Origin of the sequence: Tenacibaculum maritimum NCIMB 2154 (genome assembly GCF_900119795.1) — a bacterium.
In the GTDB taxonomy this organism is placed as follows: Bacteria; Bacteroidota; Bacteroidia; order Flavobacteriales; family Flavobacteriaceae; genus Polaribacter; species Polaribacter maritimus.
This window is the reverse complement of sequence record NZ_LT634361.1, coordinates 1,742,843-1,764,818: the sequence shown is the minus strand read 5'-3', so window position 1 is coordinate 1,764,818 and position 21,976 is coordinate 1,742,843. Positions and strand designations below refer to the sequence as shown.

Annotated in this window: 19 protein-coding genes and 1 riboswitch; of the genes, 16 read left to right on the top strand and 3 right to left on the bottom strand. The window is 31.9% G+C overall.

The features are described from left to right. Both MARIT_RS07930 and MARIT_RS07925 read right to left on the bottom strand, forming a co-directional pair. Complete coding sequence (locus tag MARIT_RS07930; RefSeq protein WP_100211224.1) at nt 1-1,404, bottom strand: di-heme oxidoreductase family protein; 1,404 nt, start codon at nt 1,402-1,404, stop codon at nt 1-3. Between the two features lie 79 nt (nt 1,405-1,483). Next, nucleotides 1,484-2,686: an imelysin family protein gene (locus MARIT_RS07925; RefSeq protein WP_100211223.1), complete on the bottom strand. Its 1,203-nt coding sequence runs from the start codon at nt 2,684-2,686 to the stop codon at nt 1,484-1,486. Between the two features lie 353 nt (nt 2,687-3,039). Here MARIT_RS07925 and guaB point away from each other — a divergent pair, with 353 nt between their 5' ends. Continuing rightward, nucleotides 3,040-4,515 carry an IMP dehydrogenase gene (gene guaB / locus MARIT_RS07920; protein ID WP_100212016.1) on the top strand — a complete coding sequence of 492 codons (1,476 nt, stop codon included), beginning with the start codon at nt 3,040-3,042 and terminating at the stop codon, nt 4,513-4,515. 48 nt (nt 4,516-4,563) lie between these two features. Here the strand turns inward: guaB and MARIT_RS07915 are convergent, their stop codons facing one another. Beyond that, a complete protein-coding gene (locus MARIT_RS07915; protein WP_024740477.1) occupies nt 4,564-5,268 on the bottom strand; it encodes a hypothetical protein in 705 nt (234 codons plus the stop codon). 478 nt (nt 5,269-5,746) lie between these two features. Between MARIT_RS07915 and MARIT_RS15480 the strand changes: the two genes are divergently transcribed. The 15 genes from MARIT_RS15480 (at nt 5,747) to MARIT_RS07845 (ending at nt 21,919) form a co-directional block, all read left to right on the top strand. Beyond that, nucleotides 5,747-5,905, top strand: coding sequence for a hypothetical protein (locus tag MARIT_RS15480; protein ID WP_157926227.1), 159 nt, complete (start codon nt 5,747-5,749; stop codon nt 5,903-5,905). A 37-nt stretch (nt 5,906-5,942) separates the two neighbouring features. After that, nucleotides 5,943-7,736, top strand: a complete 1,794-nt coding sequence (locus MARIT_RS07910) for an ATP-binding protein (RefSeq protein ID WP_100211222.1) — start codon at nt 5,943-5,945, stop codon at nt 7,734-7,736. Nucleotides 7,737-7,742: 6 nt separating this feature from the next. Continuing rightward, complete coding sequence (locus MARIT_RS07905) at nt 7,743-8,408, top strand: DNA-binding response regulator (protein WP_024740475.1); 666 nt, start codon at nt 7,743-7,745, stop codon at nt 8,406-8,408. A gap of 142 nt (nt 8,409-8,550) precedes the next feature. After that, on the top strand, nt 8,551-8,826 hold the full coding sequence (locus MARIT_RS07900) for a TM2 domain-containing protein (protein ID WP_024740474.1): 276 nt from the start codon (nt 8,551-8,553) through the stop codon (nt 8,824-8,826). Nucleotides 8,827-9,142: 316 nt separating this feature from the next. Further along, complete coding sequence (locus tag MARIT_RS07895) at nt 9,143-9,367, top strand: hypothetical protein (RefSeq protein ID WP_024740473.1); 225 nt, start codon at nt 9,143-9,145, stop codon at nt 9,365-9,367. A 155-nt stretch (nt 9,368-9,522) separates the two neighbouring features. Next, nucleotides 9,523-11,379 carry a DNA topoisomerase IV subunit B gene (locus tag MARIT_RS07890; protein ID WP_100211221.1) on the top strand — a complete coding sequence of 619 codons (1,857 nt, stop codon included), beginning with the start codon at nt 9,523-9,525 and terminating at the stop codon, nt 11,377-11,379. A gap of 6 nt (nt 11,380-11,385) precedes the next feature. Continuing rightward, nucleotides 11,386-12,795: a hypothetical protein gene (locus MARIT_RS07885; protein WP_100211220.1), complete on the top strand. Its 1,410-nt coding sequence runs from the start codon at nt 11,386-11,388 to the stop codon at nt 12,793-12,795. An 83-nt stretch (nt 12,796-12,878) separates the two neighbouring features. Further along, on the top strand, nt 12,879-15,587 hold the full coding sequence (locus MARIT_RS07880; RefSeq protein ID WP_100211219.1) for a DNA gyrase/topoisomerase IV subunit A: 2,709 nt from the start codon (nt 12,879-12,881) through the stop codon (nt 15,585-15,587). A gap of 205 nt (nt 15,588-15,792) precedes the next feature. Further along, a complete protein-coding gene (locus tag MARIT_RS07875) occupies nt 15,793-16,653 on the top strand; it encodes a mechanosensitive ion channel family protein (RefSeq protein WP_100211218.1) in 861 nt (286 codons plus the stop codon). Nucleotides 16,654-16,753: 100 nt separating this feature from the next. Further along, nucleotides 16,754-16,848: riboswitch (TPP riboswitch) on the top strand. Nucleotides 16,849-16,899: 51 nt separating this feature from the next. Further along, nucleotides 16,900-17,103, top strand: a complete 204-nt coding sequence (thiS, locus tag MARIT_RS07870; RefSeq protein ID WP_100211217.1) for a sulfur carrier protein ThiS — start codon at nt 16,900-16,902, stop codon at nt 17,101-17,103. 34 nt (nt 17,104-17,137) lie between these two features. Beyond that, nucleotides 17,138-18,997 (top strand): phosphomethylpyrimidine synthase ThiC, encoded by a 1,860-nt coding sequence (gene thiC, locus MARIT_RS07865; protein ID WP_100211216.1) that lies wholly within the window; start codon nt 17,138-17,140, stop codon nt 18,995-18,997. Nucleotides 18,998-19,010: 13 nt separating this feature from the next. After that, nucleotides 19,011-19,610: a thiamine phosphate synthase gene (locus tag MARIT_RS07860; protein WP_100211215.1), complete on the top strand. Its 600-nt coding sequence runs from the start codon at nt 19,011-19,013 to the stop codon at nt 19,608-19,610. Continuing rightward, nucleotides 19,607-20,389, top strand: a complete 783-nt coding sequence (locus MARIT_RS07855) for a hydroxymethylpyrimidine/phosphomethylpyrimidine kinase (protein ID WP_100211214.1) — start codon at nt 19,607-19,609, stop codon at nt 20,387-20,389. Before MARIT_RS07860 ends, MARIT_RS07855 begins: the two co-directional genes overlap by 4 nt. Continuing rightward, the gene (gene thiE / locus MARIT_RS07850; protein ID WP_100211213.1) at nt 20,382-20,999 is read left to right on the top strand and encodes a thiamine phosphate synthase; all 618 of its coding nucleotides are present in this window, start codon (nt 20,382-20,384) and stop codon (nt 20,997-20,999) included. Before MARIT_RS07855 ends, thiE begins: the two co-directional genes overlap by 8 nt. Nucleotides 21,000-21,154: 155 nt before the next feature. Next, entirely contained in the window at nt 21,155-21,919 is a 765-nt protein-coding gene (locus tag MARIT_RS07845; protein ID WP_100211212.1) for a thiazole synthase, read from the top strand. Nucleotides 21,920-21,976: the final 57 nt, after the last annotated feature.

Here is a 21,976-nt window from a genome sequence, read left to right as displayed (position 1 = left end):
TTATAAGGAATTAATAAAAGCCAGTACTGCTAATCGGTCATCTCTCTTTAATTTTTTATAAGATTCTTTGGCTTTATGAGCTTCTCCACCATGCCAAAGAATTGCTTCTTCAATATTTCTAGCCCTACCATCGTGTAATAAAAAAGTGTGGCCATTTACTTCTTCAATCATTCCAATACCCCATAGAGGTTGTGTGCGCCATTCTTTACCATTGGCTAAGAAATCAGGTCTATTGTCAGCTAGATCAGCTCCCATATCATGTAATAAAAAATCGGAATAGGGTCTAATTTTTACATTCGTTAAAGTAGGGTTTATAGGATATTTATCAGAAGTTGTAAATGTTTCAATATGGCAGCTAGCACATTTCATTTCTCTAAATAGTTGTTTACCTCTAAGGACGTTCTCATTTTTAAAATTTCGTCGAATAGGAACAGATAAAGAAGAAGAATAAATCATGATTTGTTTCAGCGCTCTATCTGTTATTTCTGGAGCTCCTCCATTAGGAGCATTTTGGCAATCTTGTTGAGGAGATGGGCAATTTTCATTAGGAAATAAAGAAGTGGTAAGCCCCATATCTCCACTAAAAGCCCCAGCAACTTGCTGTTGTAAGTTAGGAGCGTTTGCTTTCCAGCCAAACCTTCCTAAAACAGTTTCTTTTTTAAGAACATCCCAAACATAGTTGGCTTTTCCAGAAATACCGTCATCATCAAGGTCAAATTCATCTGTATTAGCGAGAATCGCTTCATTCGCAATGGCATCTACTAAGCCTAAACCAATTACTTGTTGCCCAACTCTAGGAGAAGTCAATACATTTTGCAACGTCCCAAATTGTTCATCAATGATGGTATAAATAGGCTTTTTTAATTCATACGTTTCTCCATCAGCAAAGCTTCCTTTAATTGTTTCAAACTTTACCGTTACTTTGGCTTCATAAGGAATTCCTAAATTAGCGTGTTCTTGGATTTGATTACCGTAGTTAGGAACAGGGATAGGTTCACCATGAGGATTATTACCATTCAAACTAATTCTCATTAAAAACCCCGCAGAAAATTGCTGTCCTACTTGAAGAGGGGTTCCTCTTCCATCTTTATTATGACAAGAAGAGCAAGCCCTAGCATTAAAAGTAGGCCCCAAGCCATCTCTGGCAGTTGTAGAAGCAGGAGCACTTACCCAGTTTTGGCGAAATAAAGAATTTCCAACAAAAAAAAGTAAATCCGTTTGATCAGGCAGGCCAGGAACAGCTTGATCAAAAGCATTTGAACCTAATATACGAGTAGTTAGTTTTCCTGCTAGTAATTCTTCATCTTTTTCATAAGTGGCAATATTAGTAGGAATATAAGTCTCCTTATTACTACAAGAAAAGAAAATAGAGGCTATTAATAATGGAGCTAAAAACTTTGTCATTGTTATATTTTTATTACAGAACACCAAACTACTAAAAAGCAGTTTGGTGTTTCATTATTTGATGAAGATGTAGTGATATTTACTCTACGCTAGCATCAATTATTTTACCAGTAATTGTTTTACCGCTTTGTGCCAATTGGTCTCCTTGTTTTCTCAAACTAAAAACAGTAGCCATTACAGGCTTGGTATTATTATCAAGAGCCTCTCCTATAATTTGATAATCAAAGAATTTAGCATCAGAAATAGCTTTTACTTTAGTCATCACAACTTCAGATGTAGTTTTTAATGTTGCAGATTCTGTAGCATTCACTAACAATAAAAGATCTAATAAAGAAAAACCAGTAACGGTAGATCCGTCGATTCTTTTGTAGGTTCCATGAATAATATTGTTGATAGATAGAGCATTTAGGTAAATATCTCTATGTGTATTATCCGAAAAACAAGAATGCTCTTCTTCTTGATCTTGTTTTTCAACAGCAGTAGCCATTCTTTCTCCAGCTAATTCACCTTTACTCAATTTAGCAGCACCCGTTAAAATTTTATCAATGGCATCATTTTTAGATAGGGCTAAGAATTGTTTTCTATATGCTGCTCCAGGTTTCCATTGTTTTACAACAGATTCTAAGTCATCTACTAATATCTCAGCAGCTAGCTGTAAGTATTGTTTTCTTCTATCAGCATTCGCAGCGGTAGTGTAATCGGTATAGGCACGTTGCCCTGCTTTTTTCTCAGAAGGAGCAGTACTATCTTGCCCCCATAATAAAAACTCAATAGCATGGTAACCAATAGTAACATTAGATTCATTATTATTATTTCCAGATAATTCTTTGATACTTGTTTTTGTTAAATTAAAAGAGGTATCATTAATTAAATTTTTTGTACTCCCACTAGTACCTGCCGTAACATAATCAATTAATCCCTCATCCAATGGCCAAGCGTTGATATAACCTTCTGGCTCTCCATTAGCTCCGTCAATAGGACCATCATAAAAACGATATGCCTCTGTTTGTCCATAGGGCTCACGAGAATCTAGCCAAGCCTCTTTTGCTTTTTGAAATTTGGTTGCATCTGGCGCTTTCGTAAAGGCATCAATAGCTGTTTTTAAGTCTTTTGCCTTTGCTAAAGCATCGTCATAACTAGCTTCTACAATGTTTACATAATTGGCAACAAATTCAGTTTTAGAAGCTTCAATTACTGTTGCGGGATCTATAGGGTCATCATCAGCACAATTTATAAATGTTGCAGATGTAAGTAGTAAAGATAATCCTAGTACTTTTTTCATTTCTTTAATTTTTATTTAGATTATATATAAGTAGTTACAAAAGAAAGAAGTTTTTGTAAGAGGACAAAATTTATTTAGATTTAATTTAAATAATATTGATTGCTAAAAACAGCAATCTTATACTGATTGCAATTTTGAAGTGATTTGATAGTAGATAAAAGGGGTACGCATTAGAAGTATTGTGAGGCAAGTATTATGAATATAGGAACTATTATATTTCTTTATTTGAAAATGAAAAAGTTTCAATGAGTTCAAAGTTAAAACGTATAGTTGCAATAATTATAGTATATTTGCCTGTAATTAATTTTCAACACAACTTAAACATCCTTAACAAGGATAAAATTGATTACTATATGATAGCTCACAATGCAAAAATTGTAGGAGAAGGTCTAACTTATGACGATGTACTTTTAGTACCAGCCTTTTCAGAAGTCTTACCAAGAGAAGTAAGTATTCAAACAAAATTTACGAAAAACATAACAATAAATGTGCCTATAGTATCTGCTGCTATGGATACTGTAACAGAATCAGCTATGGCCATAGCGATGGCTCGAGAAGGAGGCATTGGAGTTTTGCATAAGAATATGACTATTGAACAGCAAGCGCAGGAGGTAAGAAAAGTAAAGAGAGCAGAAAGTGGAATGATTATAGATCCAGTTACATTGCCTTTAACAGCAAGTGTTTTAGACGCAAAACAGTTGATGAAAGAGCATAGTATTGGAGGAATTCCAGTGGTTGATGTAAATGGAATTTTAAAAGGAATAGTAACCAATAGAGATTTGCGTTTTGAACGTAAAAATGATCGCCCTATTATTGAGGTAATGACTAAAGATAATTTAGTAACAGCTTCTGTAGGAACTTCATTAAAGTCAGCAGAAAGTATCTTGCAAGAAAATAAAATAGAAAAATTACTTATTGTTGATGAAGCTTATAAACTTTCAGGGCTCATTACTTTTAGAGATATTACAAAAGTAACCCAAAAGCCTATAGCGAATAAAGATTCTTATGGACGTTTAAGAGTGGCCGCAGCATTGGGAGTTACAGCTGATGCTGTTGTAAGAGCGGCAGCATTGGTAAAAGCAGGAGTTGATGCTGTTATTATTGATACAGCGCATGGTCATACAAAAGGAGTAGTTGCTGTATTAAAAGAAGTAAAAGCTAAATTTCCAACATTGGAAGTTGTAGTTGGAAATATAGCTACACCAGAAGCAGCTAAATATTTAGTAGCAGCTGGAGCAGACGCAGTAAAAGTAGGAATTGGGCCTGGATCTATTTGTACTACTAGAGTAGTAGCAGGAGTAGGTTTTCCTCAGTTTTCAGCAGTATTAGAAGTGGCAGCTGCCATAAAAGGAAGCGGAGTTCCAGTAATTGCAGATGGAGGTATTCGTTATACAGGAGATATTCCTAAAGCAATAGCGGCCGGAGCTGATTGTGTGATGTTAGGTTCCTTACTTGCAGGAACAAAAGAAAGTCCAGGAGAAACGATTATTTACGAAGGAAGAAAATTCAAATCATATAGAGGAATGGGATCTGTAGAAGCCATGAAACAAGGATCTAAAGACCGTTATTTTCAAGATGTAGAAGATGATATTAAGAAGTTAGTACCAGAAGGTATCGTAGGGCGTGTTCCTTATAAAGGAGAGTTAGTAGAGAGTATTCATCAGTTTGTAGGAGGATTACGTGCAGGTATGGGATACTGTGGTGCTAAAGATGTTGAAACATTAAAAAATACAGGAAAGTTTGTGAGAATAACAGCTTCTGGTATTAATGAAAGCCATCCTCATGATGTAGCAATTACCAAAGAAGCTCCTAATTATAGTAGAAGATAAGCATACAAAAATGGTCGTTAAACTTAAAAATTAACGGCCATTTTTGCATTATAAAAGTAGATTCTCTCTATATAAAATATATCTCGTAACAAGTTTTAATTCTTTTTTGGTTTCAGGATGAATTCCTCTCATAGTAAAAAAATCGATGCTTCCTACTTTATTTTTGCCATACCAAACAATAGCTTTTCCTTCTTTAAAAAAAGTAGTTTTTCCTTTAATCACCTTTATCTTTCTAAACCTTTTAATATTAATGGCATATATTTCGTTATCAATGGCATTTGGAGTATGACAAGAGGTCTTTTCAAAATGATTGTCCTTCCATACAATGCAAGTTGTAATATGGGTACTGCTTATTTGGTACATCAAAAAACTGCATAACAACGAAAAGAGAATAGAACTAGCAATAACCAGTTTATTGATACGTTTCTGATACCACTTAATGGTATGAGGATTAGAAGGATTGTTTTGTGTTATACTGATAAAGGAGGCTTTATAAGCTTCATAATCTTGATAATTTAAGTATTGTGCCATTACATCTCTTAAAAAAGGATCTGTTTTGGCATTGACATTCTCCTTTTTTTCTATATATTTTTCTTGTAATCGTATTGCTTTCTTTTTTTCTATATAGCTGAACTTATTGTTTTTCCGTTCTAATAGTTCCTCAATAAAAAAGACAGCTTTTCCATGTTTAGAAGTAATTGATTCTTCGTTCTCAATAGCATTGAAAAAATCAACTATAAGTCTTTCAATCATAGTAGTTTAAGTTGGTTGTCTAATAATTGTCCAAAGCTAAGTTTATTAGACATTTTTTGGTGATGGTTATCCATAAAATAGACAATTTATAATTGCCTAAAAACTGCCCCATGAGCATCTTGAAAACTTTTGAATATTTGCCATAGAATTAATCAACTACCTAAAAAGAAATTGTTGGTTAAGACGTAAAAAACGCTTCTAAAGCGGCTTCTTTTTTAGAATCGGGAGGCTATAAAAAAAGTGGTTTTAGAAGTATCATATGATTTAGGTTTTTAGTATAAGTAACTTTCATTATTTTTTTAATGATAAGCCAACAGAAAGAAATAATTGTAGCTAGAACGCTGTGAGCTAAATCGTATTACTTCCCATGAAAGAGGCGCGCGACTCTTTTAAAATTTAATGTGTTTTAAACGCAATCTGAATCTGAGTAGAAGAACTTGGACAGGAGGCATATTTCAAAATTTTAAAAGAAAGAATAATGAAAAAAGTAATTTTAGCAATAGCAATTATAATAAGCAGTAGTATATGTATTTCATGCACAGAGTTGGATGATAATAGTCCAGAGCAGCTAGAAATTCAAAGTATTGATACAGGCGGAGAAAATGAGCAAGATCCAGATGAAGATCCGAATGCTTAGTAGTCGTCAAATACAAAAAAAATAGTATTTTAGGGGGATGGAATTGAAAAATATTTTATCCCTTTTTTTAATACTATTTTTTATAATAAAAATAAGCGCCCAAAAGACTGATAGCGTTTTAAAAAATAATTTAGAATCAGCAATAATAGAAAAAGTAGCTCTCAAAAAATATGATGAAGCAGCAGCTTTATCCAAGGCGATTGTTCCATTGTTAAAAAATAAACGAGATTTAGGTCATTATTTATATGTAATAGGTTATTACTTTAAGAAAAATAATCAAATAGACAGCGCTTATAAATATTATCAAAAATCTAAAAACATATATCTTTCATTACAAGATTCTGCAAAGATTGCAGAGAGACTCTTAAACTTAGCAAAAATAGAGTCTGATAATGAGCTTTATTTTAAAAGTGATTCTACAGCAGTTTTAGCATTGAAATATGAGAAAGGAAAAAAAGGAAAAAAGAACAATCATCTTGCATCAGTTTACAATTGTTTAGGTATAAATGCTAATGAGCAAAAAGAACACAAAGAAGCTATTAAATGGTATAAGCTAGCTATTGAAGCAACAAATGATACTCCTAAAAAACTCAGGTATATGAGTAATATGGCGGTGAATTACAAAGAGTTAAAAAAGTACGAGCATTCCATTGATTTGTATAGAAGAATTATGCGTGATGCATACTATGATAGTCTTCCTTTATATTCAAAAGGAAAGATTATTGATAATTATGCTTTTGTAAAATTTTTAGGAGGTAAAAAAGTTGAAAAAAAAGAGTTTTTAAGAGCGCAAGAAATTAAAAGGAAAAGTAAGGATAATCAAGGATTGATTGCTAATTATTCTCATTTATCAGATTATTATAAAGTTAAAAATAGAAAGAAAGCATTAAGGTACGCTTTCGAAATGTATGCGTTATCGAAAAAAATAAAGGCTCCAAAAGATAGAGTGGAAGCGATAGATAAAATTTTAGGATTAGCACAAGGAGATAACATTAAGGAGTATGCATTAGAACGAGCTTATTTAAGTGATAGCATACAATTGGCAAAAAAACGATCGAGAAATAAGTTTGTAAAAGTTATCTACAATTATGAAGAAGAAAAAAAGCTGAGATTAGCAGCTAGGGCAGATTTAGCAGAAACAAAACTATTAGCAGAACAACAAAAAAAAGAAAAACTTATTTTATTATTTGTAGGGATTTTTTCTGTTTTAGGTTTCATTGTTTATTTCTTTTATAAAAGAGCAAAAACTAGAAAAGAAAAAGCAGAAGAAGTATATAAAACAGAAACTAGATTGGCAAAAAAAATACATGATGAATTAGCAAGTGATGTATATCATGTAATGAATAAAATTCAAAATAGAAAGGTTTCTAATGAAGAATTATTAGATGATTTAGAAAGTATCTATTACCAAACAAGAGACATTTCACATGAAAACAGTCCTATTATAACAGGAGGTTCTTTTGAGAATTTTTTGAAGCAACTTTTTTTAGATTTCACGACTAACGGATGTAAAATTTTAAGCAAAGATCTTTTTAAAATAGAAGCTAATACCTTGTCAAAAGAGCAGCAAATTGTATTGTATAGGCTATTAAGAGAACTATTGGTTAATATGAAAAAACATAGCAAAGCTACTTTGGTAGTAATTACTTTTTTTAAATTAAAGAATAGTATAAAAGTACAGTATAAAGATAATGGCATAGGTGCAAAAGAAGCAGTAATTAAAAATGGCCTTCAAAATATGGAAACCCGTATAAATTCGATTGGGGGTTCTATTATTTTTGAAACAGAAGAAGAAAAAGGGTTCAAATCTGTTTTTCAGTTTAAAAAATAAAAGTAGATGTTTAAAAAAGTGTTAATTGCAGAAGATGCTGATTTTATTTCAAGTGGGGTAAAAATAGCTTTAGGAAATTTAGGAATAGAAACAATAAATCATGCACAGTATTGCGATGAAGCGTTTTTGAAATTAAAAAAAGAACTCATAGAAGATGAGCCGTATGAGTTATTAATAAGCGATTTATCATTTGTAGATAATCCTAACCCTCAAAGGTTACAAACAGGAGAAGATTTAATACATGAAGTAAAAAAGATACAGCCCTCTATTAAAACTATTGTTTTTTCTATAGAAGATAAGCCTTACAGAATTCAAGAATTGTGCAATAATTTAAAAATAGATGCTTACGTTTGGAAATCTATTCACGGTGAAAAAGATTTAAAAAGAGCTGTCAGAACAGTATTTAATAATGATTTTTTTATTTCTCAAAATGTAGCACATGCACTAAAGAAAAAAGAAAATATGGAAATTACTGATTTTGATATTTTTTTATTAAAAAGTTTGGCCAATGGGCTAGAGCAAAAAGAAATTAGTTATGAATTAAAAAAGAATAAGCAGCAACCAAGTAGTATTAGTACTATTGAAAAGCGATTAAAACTGCTTAAGGAATATTTTAATGCAAATACATCTGCGCAATTAATTGCGATCACTAAAGATTTTGGACTGATATAAGGCTTTATCAAATAAATAAGATTATCTATAAAATATTTTCTAGAGTAGCATCAATAAAAACTCAAATCCCTACGGAAAGCCGTAGGGATTTGAGTTTTTATAAAGCTAGTTTTGATTTCATATAAATTTAAAATTACAAATTATGAAATCAAACGGAACAGCTTATGTATTATGGTTTTTTTTAGGAATTTTTTCAGCGCATAGATTTTATTTAGGAAAAACAGGTTCGGCTTTAATTTATTTATTTACGGGACAATTATTTGGTATAGGGTGGATTATTGATGCTTTTATCTTAGGAGGAATGGTTGATAAGTATAATTTAATTTATGGAGGATTAAGAGGAGGAAACCAAAGTCAAAATGTTGTAGTAAACGTAACGGCCCCATCAGTAGCTCCAGTGCACGAAAATCAAAATTAATCAATCAGCAATATATGCTGCATTAAAAATATGGGGGTCAATTCGAAGTAAGCTAAATCAAGGCAGTTACAAAGCTTTGCAGTTTTTGGAAAAAAGGTATTCTAAAAAGAATATTGTTTTAAATATTGTAAAATAAGCATATTTATGGTTTTCCGTATAAATGTATGTCTTTGTATTATTAATTTTGAAGAGTCTGATTCGCTATTCGATTTTAATACATTTAAAAAATCCTCTTTTTCAGGTGTTTCAATGATCTGATAAGAAAAAGAGATACATTTTTAATAGAGAGCTGATTTTTAACCAAATTTTCTTAACAATGAAAAAAATAATACTACTGGTGTTTTCTATATTCGTTTTAACAGGGTACCAGCAAAAAAAAGAGAAAAAAGTTTTTATCTGTAAAACAGTAACGAGTACAAGATATCATTTAAAACCAACCTGTAAAGGTTTAAAAAAATGCAAAGCAATAGTGAAAAAAGTAGCTGTGGATAAAGCAAAAAAAGTAGGAAGGGTTTTATGTAAATGGGAAGCAAAAAAATGAAGATAGCCCTATATTTTTTAAAGAGAAGCTAGTAGTATATTTAAAAGGTACTACAAAAAAATGTTTTGAACTCTGTTGATAATTAATTCAGCAGAGTTTTTGTTTTTAAGTAGTAAGTATTATTTTAGCAAAGACTTCAATTACTACTAAGATTTATGACGCAAGAAACAAAATATACCGAAGATAATATACGATCGTTAGACTGGAAAGAGCATATCCGTTTAAGGCCTGGAATGTATATAGGTAAATTAGGGGATGGATCCTCGGCAGATGATGGAATCTATATTTTAGTAAAAGAAGTATTGGACAACTCAATTGATGAGTTTGTTATGGGAACAGGAAAAACTATTGAAGTTTCTTTGCAAGGAGGAAATAAAGTAATAGTGCGTGATTATGGGCGTGGTATTCCTTTAGGAAAAGTAGTGGATGTAGTTTCTAAAATGAATACAGGAGGAAAGTACGATTCTCGTGCATTTAAAAAATCGGTAGGATTAAATGGAGTAGGAACTAAAGCGGTAAATGCCCTGTCAACCTATTTTAGAGTAGAATCAACAAGAGAAGGAAAATCAGCTGCGGCAGAATTTGAAAAAGGAAATCTTACTAATGAAGAATTTTTAGAAGAAACTTCAAGAAGAAAGGGAACGAAAGTTACTTTTATAGCTGATGAAACCATCTTTAAAAATTATAAATATCGCCCAGAGTACATTGTTAAGCTACTAAAAAACTATGTATATCTTAATCCTGGATTAACGATTATTTTTAATGGTGAAAAATACCACTCAGAAAACGGGTTAAAAGATTTGTTAGAGGATAATAACAATCAAGAAGATATGTTGTATCCTATTATACACCTAAGAGGTGAAGATATAGAAATAGCCATTACACATAGTAAAACACAATATTCAGAAGAGTACCATTCTTTTGTAAATGGTCAAAATACTACACAAGGAGGAACGCACCAAGCAGCTTTTAGAGAAGCTTTGGTAAAAACGATACGCGAGTTTTATGGTAAGAATTTTGAAGCATCGGATGTTCGAAAATCTGTCATAGGAGCTATATCTATAAAGGTTATGGAACCCGTTTTTGAAAGTCAAACAAAAACAAAATTAGGTTCTACAGATATGGGAGGAGACCTCCCAACTGTTCGTACGTACATCAATGATTTTGTAAAAACACAGTTAGATAATTACCTCCATAAGAATGTAGAAACAGCAGAAAAACTGCAAAAGAAAATTTTACAAGCAGAAAAAGAGCGTAAAGAATTATCAGGCATTCGTAAACTAGCTAAAGATCGTGCTAAAAAAGCAAGCTTACATAACAAAAAATTACGTGATTGTCGCGTACATCTAGGAGATATTAAAAAAGAAAATTATTTAGATACTACCTTATTTATAACAGAGGGAGATTCAGCATCGGGATCTATAACAAAATCGAGAAACGTAAATACTCAAGCAGTATTTAGCTTAAAAGGAAAGCCTTTAAATTCTTACGGATTGTCTAAGAAAATTGTATATGAAAATGAGGAATTTAACTTATTACAAGCCGCTTTGAATATTGAAGATGGATTGGAAGGACTTAGGTATAATAATATTGTAATAGCTACTGATGCTGATGTTGATGGAATGCATATCCGTTTATTACTAATTACCTTTTTCTTACAATTTTTTCCAGAAGTAATTAAAGAAGGACATTTGTATATTTTGGAAACTCCTTTATTTAGAGTCCGTAATAAAAAAGATACTTATTACTGTTATTCTGAAACAGAAAAACAAGAAGCTATGAATAAGCTAAGAGGGAAGCCAGAGATAACTCGATTTAAAGGATTAGGGGAAATATCTCCAGATGAATTTGTACATTTTATAGGAGATGACATTCGTTTAGAACCTGTAATGTTAGATAAAGAAATGTCTATAGAGCAAATGTTAGAATTTTATATGGGAAAAAATACTCCAGATCGTCAAAAGTTTATCATTAAAAATTTAAAAGTAGAAATAGATTTAGCAGAAGAATAAAAATAAATGGAAAAAGAAAAAAAAGAACTTTGGAAAAAAGTGAAAAAATTTGAATTAGAAAAAGTATATGAAGAATATGGATTTTTAACGAGGTTATCTCTTGAAAATGGATGGACAATTAGATTTACAGAAGATGCCGTATTGGAGTATAAGAAGTTTATGTTTTTAGCAGCGGTATCAAATGAAATGGTTTCTCCTTCAGATATAGTAGATACGGTTTGGCATTTGCACCTTACATTTTCCAAATCATATGATATGTTGTGTGAAATATTAGGTAAAAAAATATACCATATTCCAGCGACTACGGGTAAAAGGAGTGAAAAAAAATCACTAGAAAAAGCAAAAGAAGATACTCTAAAAGTATATGAAGAGTATTTTGGAACAAGAAATGAGATGATATGGGAGATGAAAGAATTCGAAGAAGTGATAGGTATTAAACCGATAGATAAGGAGTATGAATATATTGATAATGGTAAACTGATTTTATTAGGAGGATTGTTATTAATTCCAGTTTTCTTTATATGGAAGCCTTTGTTACTAAAAATAGGAAATCCTACTTTTTTCATTGTATTAGCAGTTTTTTTATTAGTGATTCTTCTTTTGATAGAGGAGATAACAGATGATAGTTTTAGAACATTATATCGTTCCTTAGATAACTTTTATATCAAAAAACTTCATAAATATGAATTAATAGCTTTTATAGAGAATAGCATAGGTAAATTAGTGACTTATAAAATAGATGATTTATTACATAGGAATTCTTTAAAGCTTTCAGAAGATACTCCTCAAAGGATTATTTTAGAGAAGACTTTTCCTAATAATGACACTTATGAAAGATGTGTTATAAATCAATTTAAAGAACTACCTTACGAATCATTTAGTAAGAATAAAGAATTTATTGTAGGAAAGCCTGCTTTTCTAAACATAGAAAATACAGTTTCTTTGTTAAGGGATAAGTTGTTAAAATCAGAAAAAATACTTGAAAACACATTAATGATATCAGGATTGTTGTTTATTTTTTATTCATTTGTTTTTTCTCGTTTAATTTTAGGAGTTCTTAGAGGTAAAGCAGTTTCTTATTTGGTCTTTTTTATAATATTTTCTATATGTTTAGTGTATTCCTATTTAAAGAATATATATTCAAGAAATTTAAAAAAATACTTAATTCAGTTTTTTAAATTTAGAGAAAAAGAAATTGATAAAGATAGCTATTTAGAGAAAATTATTAATAATCAGGAGATTGTGTTGGGGGCAAGTATGACAACAGTTTTGTTCGCAAATAAATTAAATATAGCAGATGATGATTCATCGTCATTTATATCATCATCATGTATTTCAAAAAATTCTGATAGCTCTAATAGTTCGAGTAGTTCTTGTAGCTCGTGTAGTGGCTGCGGTGGCTGCGGAGGGGGGTAAAATTTGCATATGAAGAGAGAAAAAGTAAAAATATGAATAACAGTAAATTATTTTCTTTAAACTAATAAAAGAAGCTTTATTTAATGAGTGAAGAAATAAACGAGCAGGAAGAACATGACGAAGAAATGAATCATCAATCAGATTCTGTAGAAACCATCACCAAAGTTACAGGAATGTATAAGGAATGGTTTTTAGATTATGCTTCGTATGTAATTTTAGAAAGAGCAGTACCCTCTATTGAAGATGGGTTTAAACCTGTGCAACGTAGAATCATGCATTCAATGAAAGATTTGGATGATGGTCGTTATAATAAAGTAGCTAATATTGTAGGACATACAATGCAGTATCATCCGCATGGAGATGCTTCTATTGCTGATGCAATGGTTCAAATGGGACAAAAGGATTTGCTCATAGATATGCAAGGAAACTGGGGAAATATCTTAACAGGTGATAGAGCAGCAGCTTCACGTTATATTGAGGCGCGTTTGTCCAAATTTGCACTGGAAGTTGTTTTTAACCCCAAAACAACTGAATGGAAAATGTCTTATGATGGGCGTAAAAAAGAACCAGTAGATTTGCCTGTAAAATTTCCATTGTTATTAGCGCAAGGGGCAGAAGGAATTGCAGTAGGGCTTTCTACTAAAATTTTACCGCATAACTTTAATGAATTGATAGAGGCTTCTATTAAGTATTTAAAGGGAAGAAGTTTTACTATATTTCCAGACTTTCAAACAGGAGGTATTGCTGATTTTACAAACTATAATGATGGTAAAAGAGGAGGAAAAGTACGAGTTCGTGCCAAAATATCGCAAATAGATAAAAAAACATTGGCAATTACAGAAATTCCTTTTGCAACAACAACTTCCTCTTTGATTGATAGTATTTTAAAAGCAAATGAAAAAGGAAAAATAAGAATAAAAAGAATAGAGGATAATACAGCGGCAAATGTTGAAATTTTGGTGCATTTGCCACCAAATGTATCTCCTGATAAAACAATAGATGCTTTATATGCCTTTACAAGTTGTGAAAACTCTATATCACCTTTATGTTGTATCATTGAAGATAACAAGCCTTTATTTATAGGGGTTACGGAAATGTTAAAACACTCAACAGATAATACTGTTGAATTATTAAAAAAGGAGTTAGAAATTCAACTTTATGAATTAGAAGAACAATGGCACTTTGCATCTTTAGAACGTATTTTTATTGAAAATAGAATATATAGAGATATTGAGGAAGAGGAAACATGGGAAGGCGTTATCCAAGCTATTGATAAAGGATTAGCTCCCCATATTACGCATTTAAAAAGAGAAGTTACTGAAGAAGATATCACGCGTTTAACAGAAATTAGAATAAAAAAGATTTCAAAGTTTGATATTGATAAAGCAAAGCAACATATTGAAAGTTTAGAAGAAAAAATAGCAGAAGTAAAACATCATTTAGAACATTTGATTGAATTTGCTATTGACTATTTTAAAAATTTAAAGAGCACCTACGGAAAAGGGCGTGAGCGAAAAACAGAAATTAGAATTTTTGATGATATTGTGGCCACCAAGGTAGTCATGAGAAATACGAAGCTTTACGTTAATAAAGAAGAAGGTTTTATAGGAACTTCATTAAAAAAAGATACATATGTAACGGATTGTGCGGATATTGATGATGTAATTATTTTTAAGAGTAACGGTACAATGTTGGTTACAAAAGTAGCCTCAAAAACATTTGTAGGAAAAGGAATTATACATATAGCTATCTTTAAAAAGAAGGATAAGCGAACAGTGTATAACATGATTTATAAAGACGGGAAAAATGGCCCCTCTTACATGAAGCGTTTTAATGTGACTAGTATAACGAGAGATAAAGAATATGATTTAACAAATGGGAATAAAGGCTCCGCTATTCTTTATTTTACAGCAAATCCAAATGGGGAAGCAGAAGTAGTAAGTATAAATTTAAGAGCTGTAGGAAGTATCAAAAAACTTAAATGGGATATTGATTTTGCTGATTTAGCCATAAAAGGAAGAGGAGTTAGAGGTAATCTAGTAACAAAATATGCTGTTAAAAAAATAGAATTTAAATCGGAAGGAGTTTCAACATTAAAGCCACGAAAAATTTGGTTTGATGAAGCTGTACAGCGATTAAATGTAGATGGAAGGGGTACCTTATTAGGGGAGTTTAGGGCTGAAGATAAGTTATTAATAGCAACTCAATCAGGAAAAATAAAAGCAGTGAAACCTGATTTAGCAATGCACTTTGAGCAAGATATGATTGTTTTAGAAAAATGGGAGCCTAATAAACCCATTTCAGCAATTTATTTTGATGGAGATAAAGCACGTTACTATATCAAAAGATTTTTGGTAGAAATTACGGAAAAAGAAGAAACTTTTATTTCAGATCATGAAAAATCTCAGCTAGAAATTATAGCTACGGATTATAGACCGATGGTAGAAGTTATTTTTTCTAAAAGAAGTTTAGAAAAAATGAATGTTAGTATAGAAGAGTTTATAGCTGTAAAAGGGATAAAAGCATTAGGAAATCAATTGACGAAAGAAAAAATACGTCAAGTAAATATATTGGATCCTTTACCTTTTGAAGTACCTAAAGAAGCAGTCAAAGATAATATAGAAGCTAAAAAAGAAGTTATCGAAGATAAATTGCCTTTAGAAGTAGCTCCTATAGAAAAAAGAGCTGTAGAAAGTAAAGAAGAAAAGGTAAGGAGAGCTTTGGAAAGAGCCATACAAAAGAAAAAAATAAAACGAGAAGAGCGAGAAGATAATCAAGAAACATTATTTTAAAGAAGTTATAAACCTATTTATTTAACATAGTTAATTTTAAGAATTTGCTATACTTGCAGCAGGAAACGTTCAAGTATAGCAAATGTTTTTTATAGGAATGTCTTTCATAGTATTTGATGCTAGAAAAAAATTACAAAGAAGATAATGGCACTTTATTTGTAACGGATAAAAGCGATCCTTAATCGTTAAAAAAGAATATCGTAAGATGATAAAAATAGGAGCCTTTACATATGAGTTAGATTCATTTTGGAGTATATTTTTCTACTGCTTGTTTGTTGTATTTGTATCATGGTTGATATCTCGTGCTACCAGATATGGTATTGTGCAATATTTAAAAGCAAAGAAGGCAGATAAATATGGTAGAACAAGCATTCAATTTTTTAGAAATTCTATAAAGTTTTTTATAGGACTCTTTGCTTTTATCTATATCATACTAACAGTACCATTATTTAGAAGTAAAGCTACGCTGATTTTTTCTGGAGCGGGTATTTTAGCGGCCATACTGGGTTTTGCAGCGCAAGCCGCCATATCTAATTTAATAGCAGGTGCATTTATTGTAATGTTTCGTCCGTTTAGAGTAGGAGATTATATCAAGTTAGATGAAAATCGATTGGGAATCGTTGAAGATATTACCTTAAGGCATACAGTGATTAATAATTTTGAAAATAAAAGATTAATCATTCCTAATTCGGTAATCAGTACCGAGTCTGTATTAAACCATACAATTGAAGATTCTCATATTTTAAGTTTTAATAATTTTAAAATAGGAATCAAAGGGGATATAGATCTTGCAAGAAAAATTATTCAAGAAGAAGCACAAGAATTGGAGTTTGTTATAGACAATAGAACACCAGAACAGGTGCTAAAAGATGAACCGCAAATAGAAGTTCGTTTGATAGAGGTTTTGGATGGCTATATCCATTTACGAGCTTATATATGGATAAATAATCCGTTTAAAGAGTTTAAAATAAAATGTATGTTAAAGGAAGCCGTATATAAACGTTTTGTTGCAGAAGGTGTTGATTTGCCTATTCCTATTACAAAATTTATAAAAATAACTCCTTAATGAAAGTTTAATAACTTATAGAAAAAATAGTAAAAGGAATAAAAAATAAAAGAAGTCATATTTATGCATTTATAATTGACTAAAAATAATATATTTGTAATGTAAACTTTAGGAGTAGCTATTCAATTAGTTTGAGAAAGATCCTTAGAACCTGATTTGGTTAATACCAACGTAGGGAAAAGTTGTTTTCGGTATATTACTATATCGAGTTACTACCATTTGGTTTACAGTAATATTTTAAAGAATATGATTACTATAAAAGTGAACCAAAAAGAATATCAAATCTCAGAAAATTTAACGTTAGAAACATTCGTAAAAGACTTGAAAATTGAATCAAGTGGAATTGCTATTGCTGTTAATAATGTTATTATAACAAAAACAAATTGGTCTTTACAGCTACTTCAAAGTAATGATGATATTTTAATTATTAGCGCTACCCAAGGAGGGTAAATCGTTTGAAATTAACTAATTTAATTATTATATAATGAAGAAAAAAAACACCGCACCTAGCCAAGCAGGGATTACTAGGCAACCATTTCCTAGCTCAAAGAAAGTGTACGTTGAAGGAAAAATTTATCCGCAAATCAAGGTAGCTATGCGAGAAATTTTACTTAATGACACTGTTGATGCTATCACTAAAAAAAGAACCCCTAATGAATCTGTAACAGTATATGACACATCAGGACCTTACACAGATGCTAATAAAGAAATAAATATTCATAATGGATTAGAACGTATTCGAGAGCCATGGATTTTACAAAGAGGAGATGTTGAGCAACTTCATACTTTTTCATCAAAGTATGCTCATGAGCGATTAAAGGATGAGGGGATAAGTCATCTCCGTTTTAATCATTTAAAAAGACCATTAAAAGCGAAAAAAGGAAAAAATATAACTCAATTGCATTATGCAAAAAGAGGTATAATAACTCCTGAAATGGAATACATTGCTATTCGCGAGAATCAACGAATTGATGAAATGACCAGATTGTCAAAGCAACATCTTGGGCAAAATTTTGGAGCAAGCATTCCTAATAAAATTACTCCAGAATTTGTACGAGAAGAAGTAGCTAAAGGGCGTGCGGTAATTCCTTCTAATATCAATCACCCAGAAGCAGAGCCAATGATTTTAGGACGTAATTTTCTAGTTAAAATTAATGCTAATATAGGAAACTCCGCAACAACTTCTTCCATAGAAGAAGAAGTAGAAAAGGCTGTATGGGCTTGCCGATGGGGAGCAGATAACATTATGGATTTATCTACAGGGAAAAATATTCATGAAACGAGAGAGTGGATCCTACGTAACACTCCTGTACCAGTAGGAACAGTACCTATTTATCAAGCATTAGAGAAGGTGAAAGGAGTTGCTGAAAATTTGACTTGGGAAATTTTTAGAGACACACTCATAGAGCAAGCAGAACAAGGGGTAGATTATTTTACAATCCATGCTGGGGTTCGCCTGCAATACGTACCTATGACCGCAAAGCGAATTACAGGAATTGTATCTCGAGGTGGATCCATTATGGCCAAATGGTGTTTGGCACACCATAAAGAGAGTTTTTTATATACTCATTTTGAAGAAATTTGTGCAATAATGAAAGCATATGATGTAGCTTTTTCTTTGGGAGATGGATTGCGTCCAGGGTGTATTGCTGATGCAAATGATGAAGCGCAGTTTGCAGAGTTGGAAACTTTGGGAGAGCTTACTAAAATAGCTAGAAAGCATGAAGTTCAGTGTTTTATAGAAGGGCCGGGGCATGTGCCAATGCATATGATTAAAGAAAATATGGATAAACAATTAGAAGTTTGTGACGAAGCTCCTTTTTATACCTTAGGACCATTAACTACTGATATTGCTCCAGGGTATGATCATATAACTTCAGGTATTGGGGCTGCTATGATAGGTTGGTTTGGTTGTGCTATGTTGTGTTATGTGACTCCTAAAGAGCACTTAGGGTTGCCTAATAAAGAAGATGTTCGTACTGGAGTAGTTACGTATAAACTGGCAGCTCATGCAGCAGATTTGGCAAAAGGACATCCAGGGGCACAGCATAGAGATGATGCTTTGAGCAAAGCGCGATTTGAGTTTCGTTGGGAAGACCAGTTTAATTTAAGTTTAGATCCTGAACTGGCAAGAGAATATCATGATGAAACCTTGCCTGCTGAAGGGGCAAAAATAGCTCACTTTTGTTCTATGTGCGGCCCTAAGTTTTGTTCTATGAAAATTTCGCAAGAAGTACGTGATTTTGCAGCGAAAAATAAAGTAAATGATGAGGAAGTATTTGCAAAAGGAATGGAAGCAAAATCGAAGGAATTTAAAGATAGTGGTTCAGAAGTTTATTTATAAAGCCTTGTAAATTATGATAGTACTCATTTCTCCAGAGGAAGATATTGTAAATGAGCTAGTTATTTTACATCAGTTATTTGAAGAAGGTGTAACGCACTATCATGTTAGAAAGCCTAGAAAAACTCGCGAAGCATATATCGCTTATTTAAAAGCAATTGATAAGAAGTACCATAAGAGAATTGTAACACACCATTTTCATGAACTAGCAGCAATATTTGATTTAAAAGGAATTCATTTTCAAGAGAAGAGAAGAAGAGAGCTGCTAAAAAATGAAAGAGAGTATTTTAAGAAAATAAGCATAGGAAATAAAATAATGAGCAGTTCTTTTCACGAATTGGAAGCCTTGATAAATTGCCCAATAAAATTTGATTACCATTTGCTAAGTCCTGTTTTTTCTTCAATTTCTAAAGTAGGATACAAAGGCAGAAATTTTGATGTGAGTACTATTGATAAAAGGATCGTAGGAGTAGGAGGCATTCATAAAGGAACTATTAAGCAGGCGATCCGATTAGGTTTTAAAGGAATAGGAATATTAGGAGGCGTATGGAGCGAGAGTAACCCAGTAGCTAGTTTTAAAGAAATGAAAGCAATTTATAATAGTGAAAAACAATGAAAAGAAAACAATATATACTAACTATAGCAGGTTTAGACCCGTCAGGAGGTGCTGGAATTACTTCAGATATAAAAACATTTGAGGCACATAATGCATATGGATTATCGGTTTGTACAGCCATTACCGTTCAGCATGATTTGTCTTTCAAAAGCTGTACTTGGATGGCTAAGAACCTTATTTTAAGCCAAATTGATATTCTTTTTGAACGTTTTACAATCAACGTAGTAAAAATAGGTATTATTCAGTCTTGGGAGTTTTTATTAGAGGTGGTTCAAAAACTAAAAGAATTAAAAAAAGAGGTAAAAATAATATTAGATCCTGTTTTAAAGGCCAGTACAGGTTTTGATTTTCATCATAAAGCCCCCAAAAAAATTTTAGAAGAAGTATTAGCTAACTGTTATTTTATTACCCCTAATTATGAGGAGATAAAGACCATTTTGCCAGAGAAAAATATAGCGGAAACAATTCGCTTTATTTCACAAAAAACAAATATATATTTGAAAGGAGGCCATCGGATAGATAAAAAAGGGTGGGATGAAGTATATTATGATAGTACTCTAAGCTTGTTGCTTCCTCCTGTTGTCGAAACTGTTTTTGAAAAGCATGGTAGTGGTTGTGTTTTATCAGCTGCTTTAGCGTGTAATTTGGCAAAAGGATATGCTTTGGAGGATGCTTGCCGAAATACCAAAAGTTATATAGATGAGTTTTTGAGCTCTAACCAATCCTTGTTAGGAACGCATACTTATAAAAACGTATTAAAAGCGCAATACCATGATTGATAGACTACAGTATATCACCCAAGGAAAAACACCAGAAGAACATTTAGAAAATCTTCAGAAAGCCTGTATATCAGGCATTGAATGGGTACAACTTCGATTGAAAAATTTTGATGATAACGTGGTATTGGAAACAGCTAAAAGAGCAAGAGAAATAACCAATTTTTACCATGTAAAGCTACTTATTAACGATCATTACAAAATAGCAAAACTTGTTAAAGCAAACGGAGTTCATTTAGGAAAGTTAGATGCTTGCCCGCTAGAGGCTCGTGCTTATTTAGAAAATTGGCAGCTTATAGGAGGTACGGCAAATACGTTAGACGAATGTAGAGCGTTGTTAGTTAAAGGAGTTTCTTATATAGGTTTAGGTCCTTTTCGATTTACGCAAACGAAAGCAAATTTGAGCCCCTTATTAGGAGAGGAAGGGTATAAAACTATTTTAAAAAATATAACTACTACTACCCCTATAATTGCCATTGGTGGAATTCAACAACATGATATTCCTACTCTTATGAATACAGGAATACATGGCATTGCTATTTCAAGAGAAATAACACTTGATTTTAATAAAATTTCAATTTTTAAACAGATTTTAAAACGGCAAGAAGATTAAAAAGATGAAAAAGAGGTCAGTTGCAGTATTGCGTTAGGGATTGCAGCAGCATCCTTTTTTAAAAAACATCTTTTAATTTATCACAATAACCGTAAAAGGATAAAAAAGATAGCGCGGAAAGCCCGGCCGCAGGAAACGCCCAAAACAGCAAAAAAATGTTACAAATAGCCAATAAAAAGTTTAGTTCTAGATTATTTACAGGAACAGGAAAATTTAGTTCTTCTCAATGGATGGAAGAAGCACTATTAGCATCAGAAAGTGAATTGGTAACTATTGCTTTAAAAAGAGTAGATTTAGAAGATAAATCAGATGATATTTTAATGCATTTAAATGCTCCTAAAATGAATTTACTTCCGAATACATCTGGAGTTCGTACCGCAAAAGAAGCTGTTTTTGCAGCGGAACTATCACGAGAAGCCTTAGCAACCAATTGGATAAAGTTGGAAATACATCCGGATCCTAAGTATTTGTTGCCAGATGCAATAGAAACATTAAAAGCAGCCGAAGCATTGGTAAAGTTAGGCTTTGTTGTAATGCCTTATATTCATGCTGATCCGGTATTATGCAAACGATTAGAAGAAGTAGGAGTACAATGTGTGATGCCATTGGGAGCTCCAATAGGTACGAACAAGGGATTAAAAACATTGGATTTTTTAGAAATTATTATAGAACAGTCCAAAGTACCTGTGGTGGTAGATGCGGGTATTGGTTCACCTTCACAAGCAGCCCACGCTATGGAGTTAGGAGCAGATGCGGTATTGGTAAATACAGCTATTGCAGTATCAGAAAATCCTGTAATGATGGCAAAAGCTTTTAAAAAAGCGGTAATTGCTGGCAGAATGGCATACGAAGCAAAGTTAGGAGTAATCAGTAGGCATGCTGAAGGGAGTAGTCCGTTAACAAACTTTTTATACAAGTGATTGTTTAAAATTAATGAAAAAGAAAATGGCTTCTAAAGAAGTAAGTAAAAAGAATTA

What these genes read in the sequence shown, in the direction of transcription:
- MARIT_RS07915 (WP_024740477.1), bottom strand. Translation starts at nt 5,268, where the DNA reads ATGATTGAAAGACTTATAGTTGATTTTTTCAATGCTATTGAGAACGAA.
- guaB (WP_100212016.1), top strand. Translation starts at nt 3,040, where the DNA reads ATGATAGCTCACAATGCAAAAATTGTAGGAGAAGGTCTAACTTATGAC.
- thiC (WP_100211216.1), top strand. Translation starts at nt 17,138, where the DNA reads ATGAAGAAAAAAAACACCGCACCTAGCCAAGCAGGGATTACTAGGCAA.
- MARIT_RS07855 (WP_100211214.1), top strand. Translation starts at nt 19,607, where the DNA reads ATGAAAAGAAAACAATATATACTAACTATAGCAGGTTTAGACCCGTCA.
- thiE (WP_100211213.1), top strand. Translation starts at nt 20,382, where the DNA reads ATGATTGATAGACTACAGTATATCACCCAAGGAAAAACACCAGAAGAA.
- MARIT_RS07905 (WP_024740475.1), top strand. Translation starts at nt 7,743, where the DNA reads ATGTTTAAAAAAGTGTTAATTGCAGAAGATGCTGATTTTATTTCAAGT.
- MARIT_RS07845 (WP_100211212.1), top strand. Translation starts at nt 21,155, where the DNA reads ATGTTACAAATAGCCAATAAAAAGTTTAGTTCTAGATTATTTACAGGA.
- MARIT_RS07925 (WP_100211223.1), bottom strand. Translation starts at nt 2,686, where the DNA reads ATGAAAAAAGTACTAGGATTATCTTTACTACTTACATCTGCAACATTT.
- MARIT_RS07910 (WP_100211222.1), top strand. Translation starts at nt 5,943, where the DNA reads ATGGAATTGAAAAATATTTTATCCCTTTTTTTAATACTATTTTTTATA.
- thiS (WP_100211217.1), top strand. Translation starts at nt 16,900, where the DNA reads ATGATTACTATAAAAGTGAACCAAAAAGAATATCAAATCTCAGAAAAT.
- MARIT_RS07930 (WP_100211224.1), bottom strand. Translation starts at nt 1,404, where the DNA reads ATGACAAAGTTTTTAGCTCCATTATTAATAGCCTCTATTTTCTTTTCT.
- MARIT_RS07885 (WP_100211220.1), top strand. Translation starts at nt 11,386, where the DNA reads ATGGAAAAAGAAAAAAAAGAACTTTGGAAAAAAGTGAAAAAATTTGAA.
- MARIT_RS07860 (WP_100211215.1), top strand. Translation starts at nt 19,011, where the DNA reads ATGATAGTACTCATTTCTCCAGAGGAAGATATTGTAAATGAGCTAGTT.
- MARIT_RS15480 (WP_157926227.1), top strand. Translation starts at nt 5,747, where the DNA reads ATGAAAAAAGTAATTTTAGCAATAGCAATTATAATAAGCAGTAGTATA.
- MARIT_RS07900 (WP_024740474.1), top strand. Translation starts at nt 8,551, where the DNA reads ATGAAATCAAACGGAACAGCTTATGTATTATGGTTTTTTTTAGGAATT.
- MARIT_RS07880 (WP_100211219.1), top strand. Translation starts at nt 12,879, where the DNA reads ATGAGTGAAGAAATAAACGAGCAGGAAGAACATGACGAAGAAATGAAT.
- MARIT_RS07875 (WP_100211218.1), top strand. Translation starts at nt 15,793, where the DNA reads ATGATAAAAATAGGAGCCTTTACATATGAGTTAGATTCATTTTGGAGT.
- MARIT_RS07890 (WP_100211221.1), top strand. Translation starts at nt 9,523, where the DNA reads ATGACGCAAGAAACAAAATATACCGAAGATAATATACGATCGTTAGAC.
- MARIT_RS07895 (WP_024740473.1), top strand. Translation starts at nt 9,143, where the DNA reads ATGAAAAAAATAATACTACTGGTGTTTTCTATATTCGTTTTAACAGGG.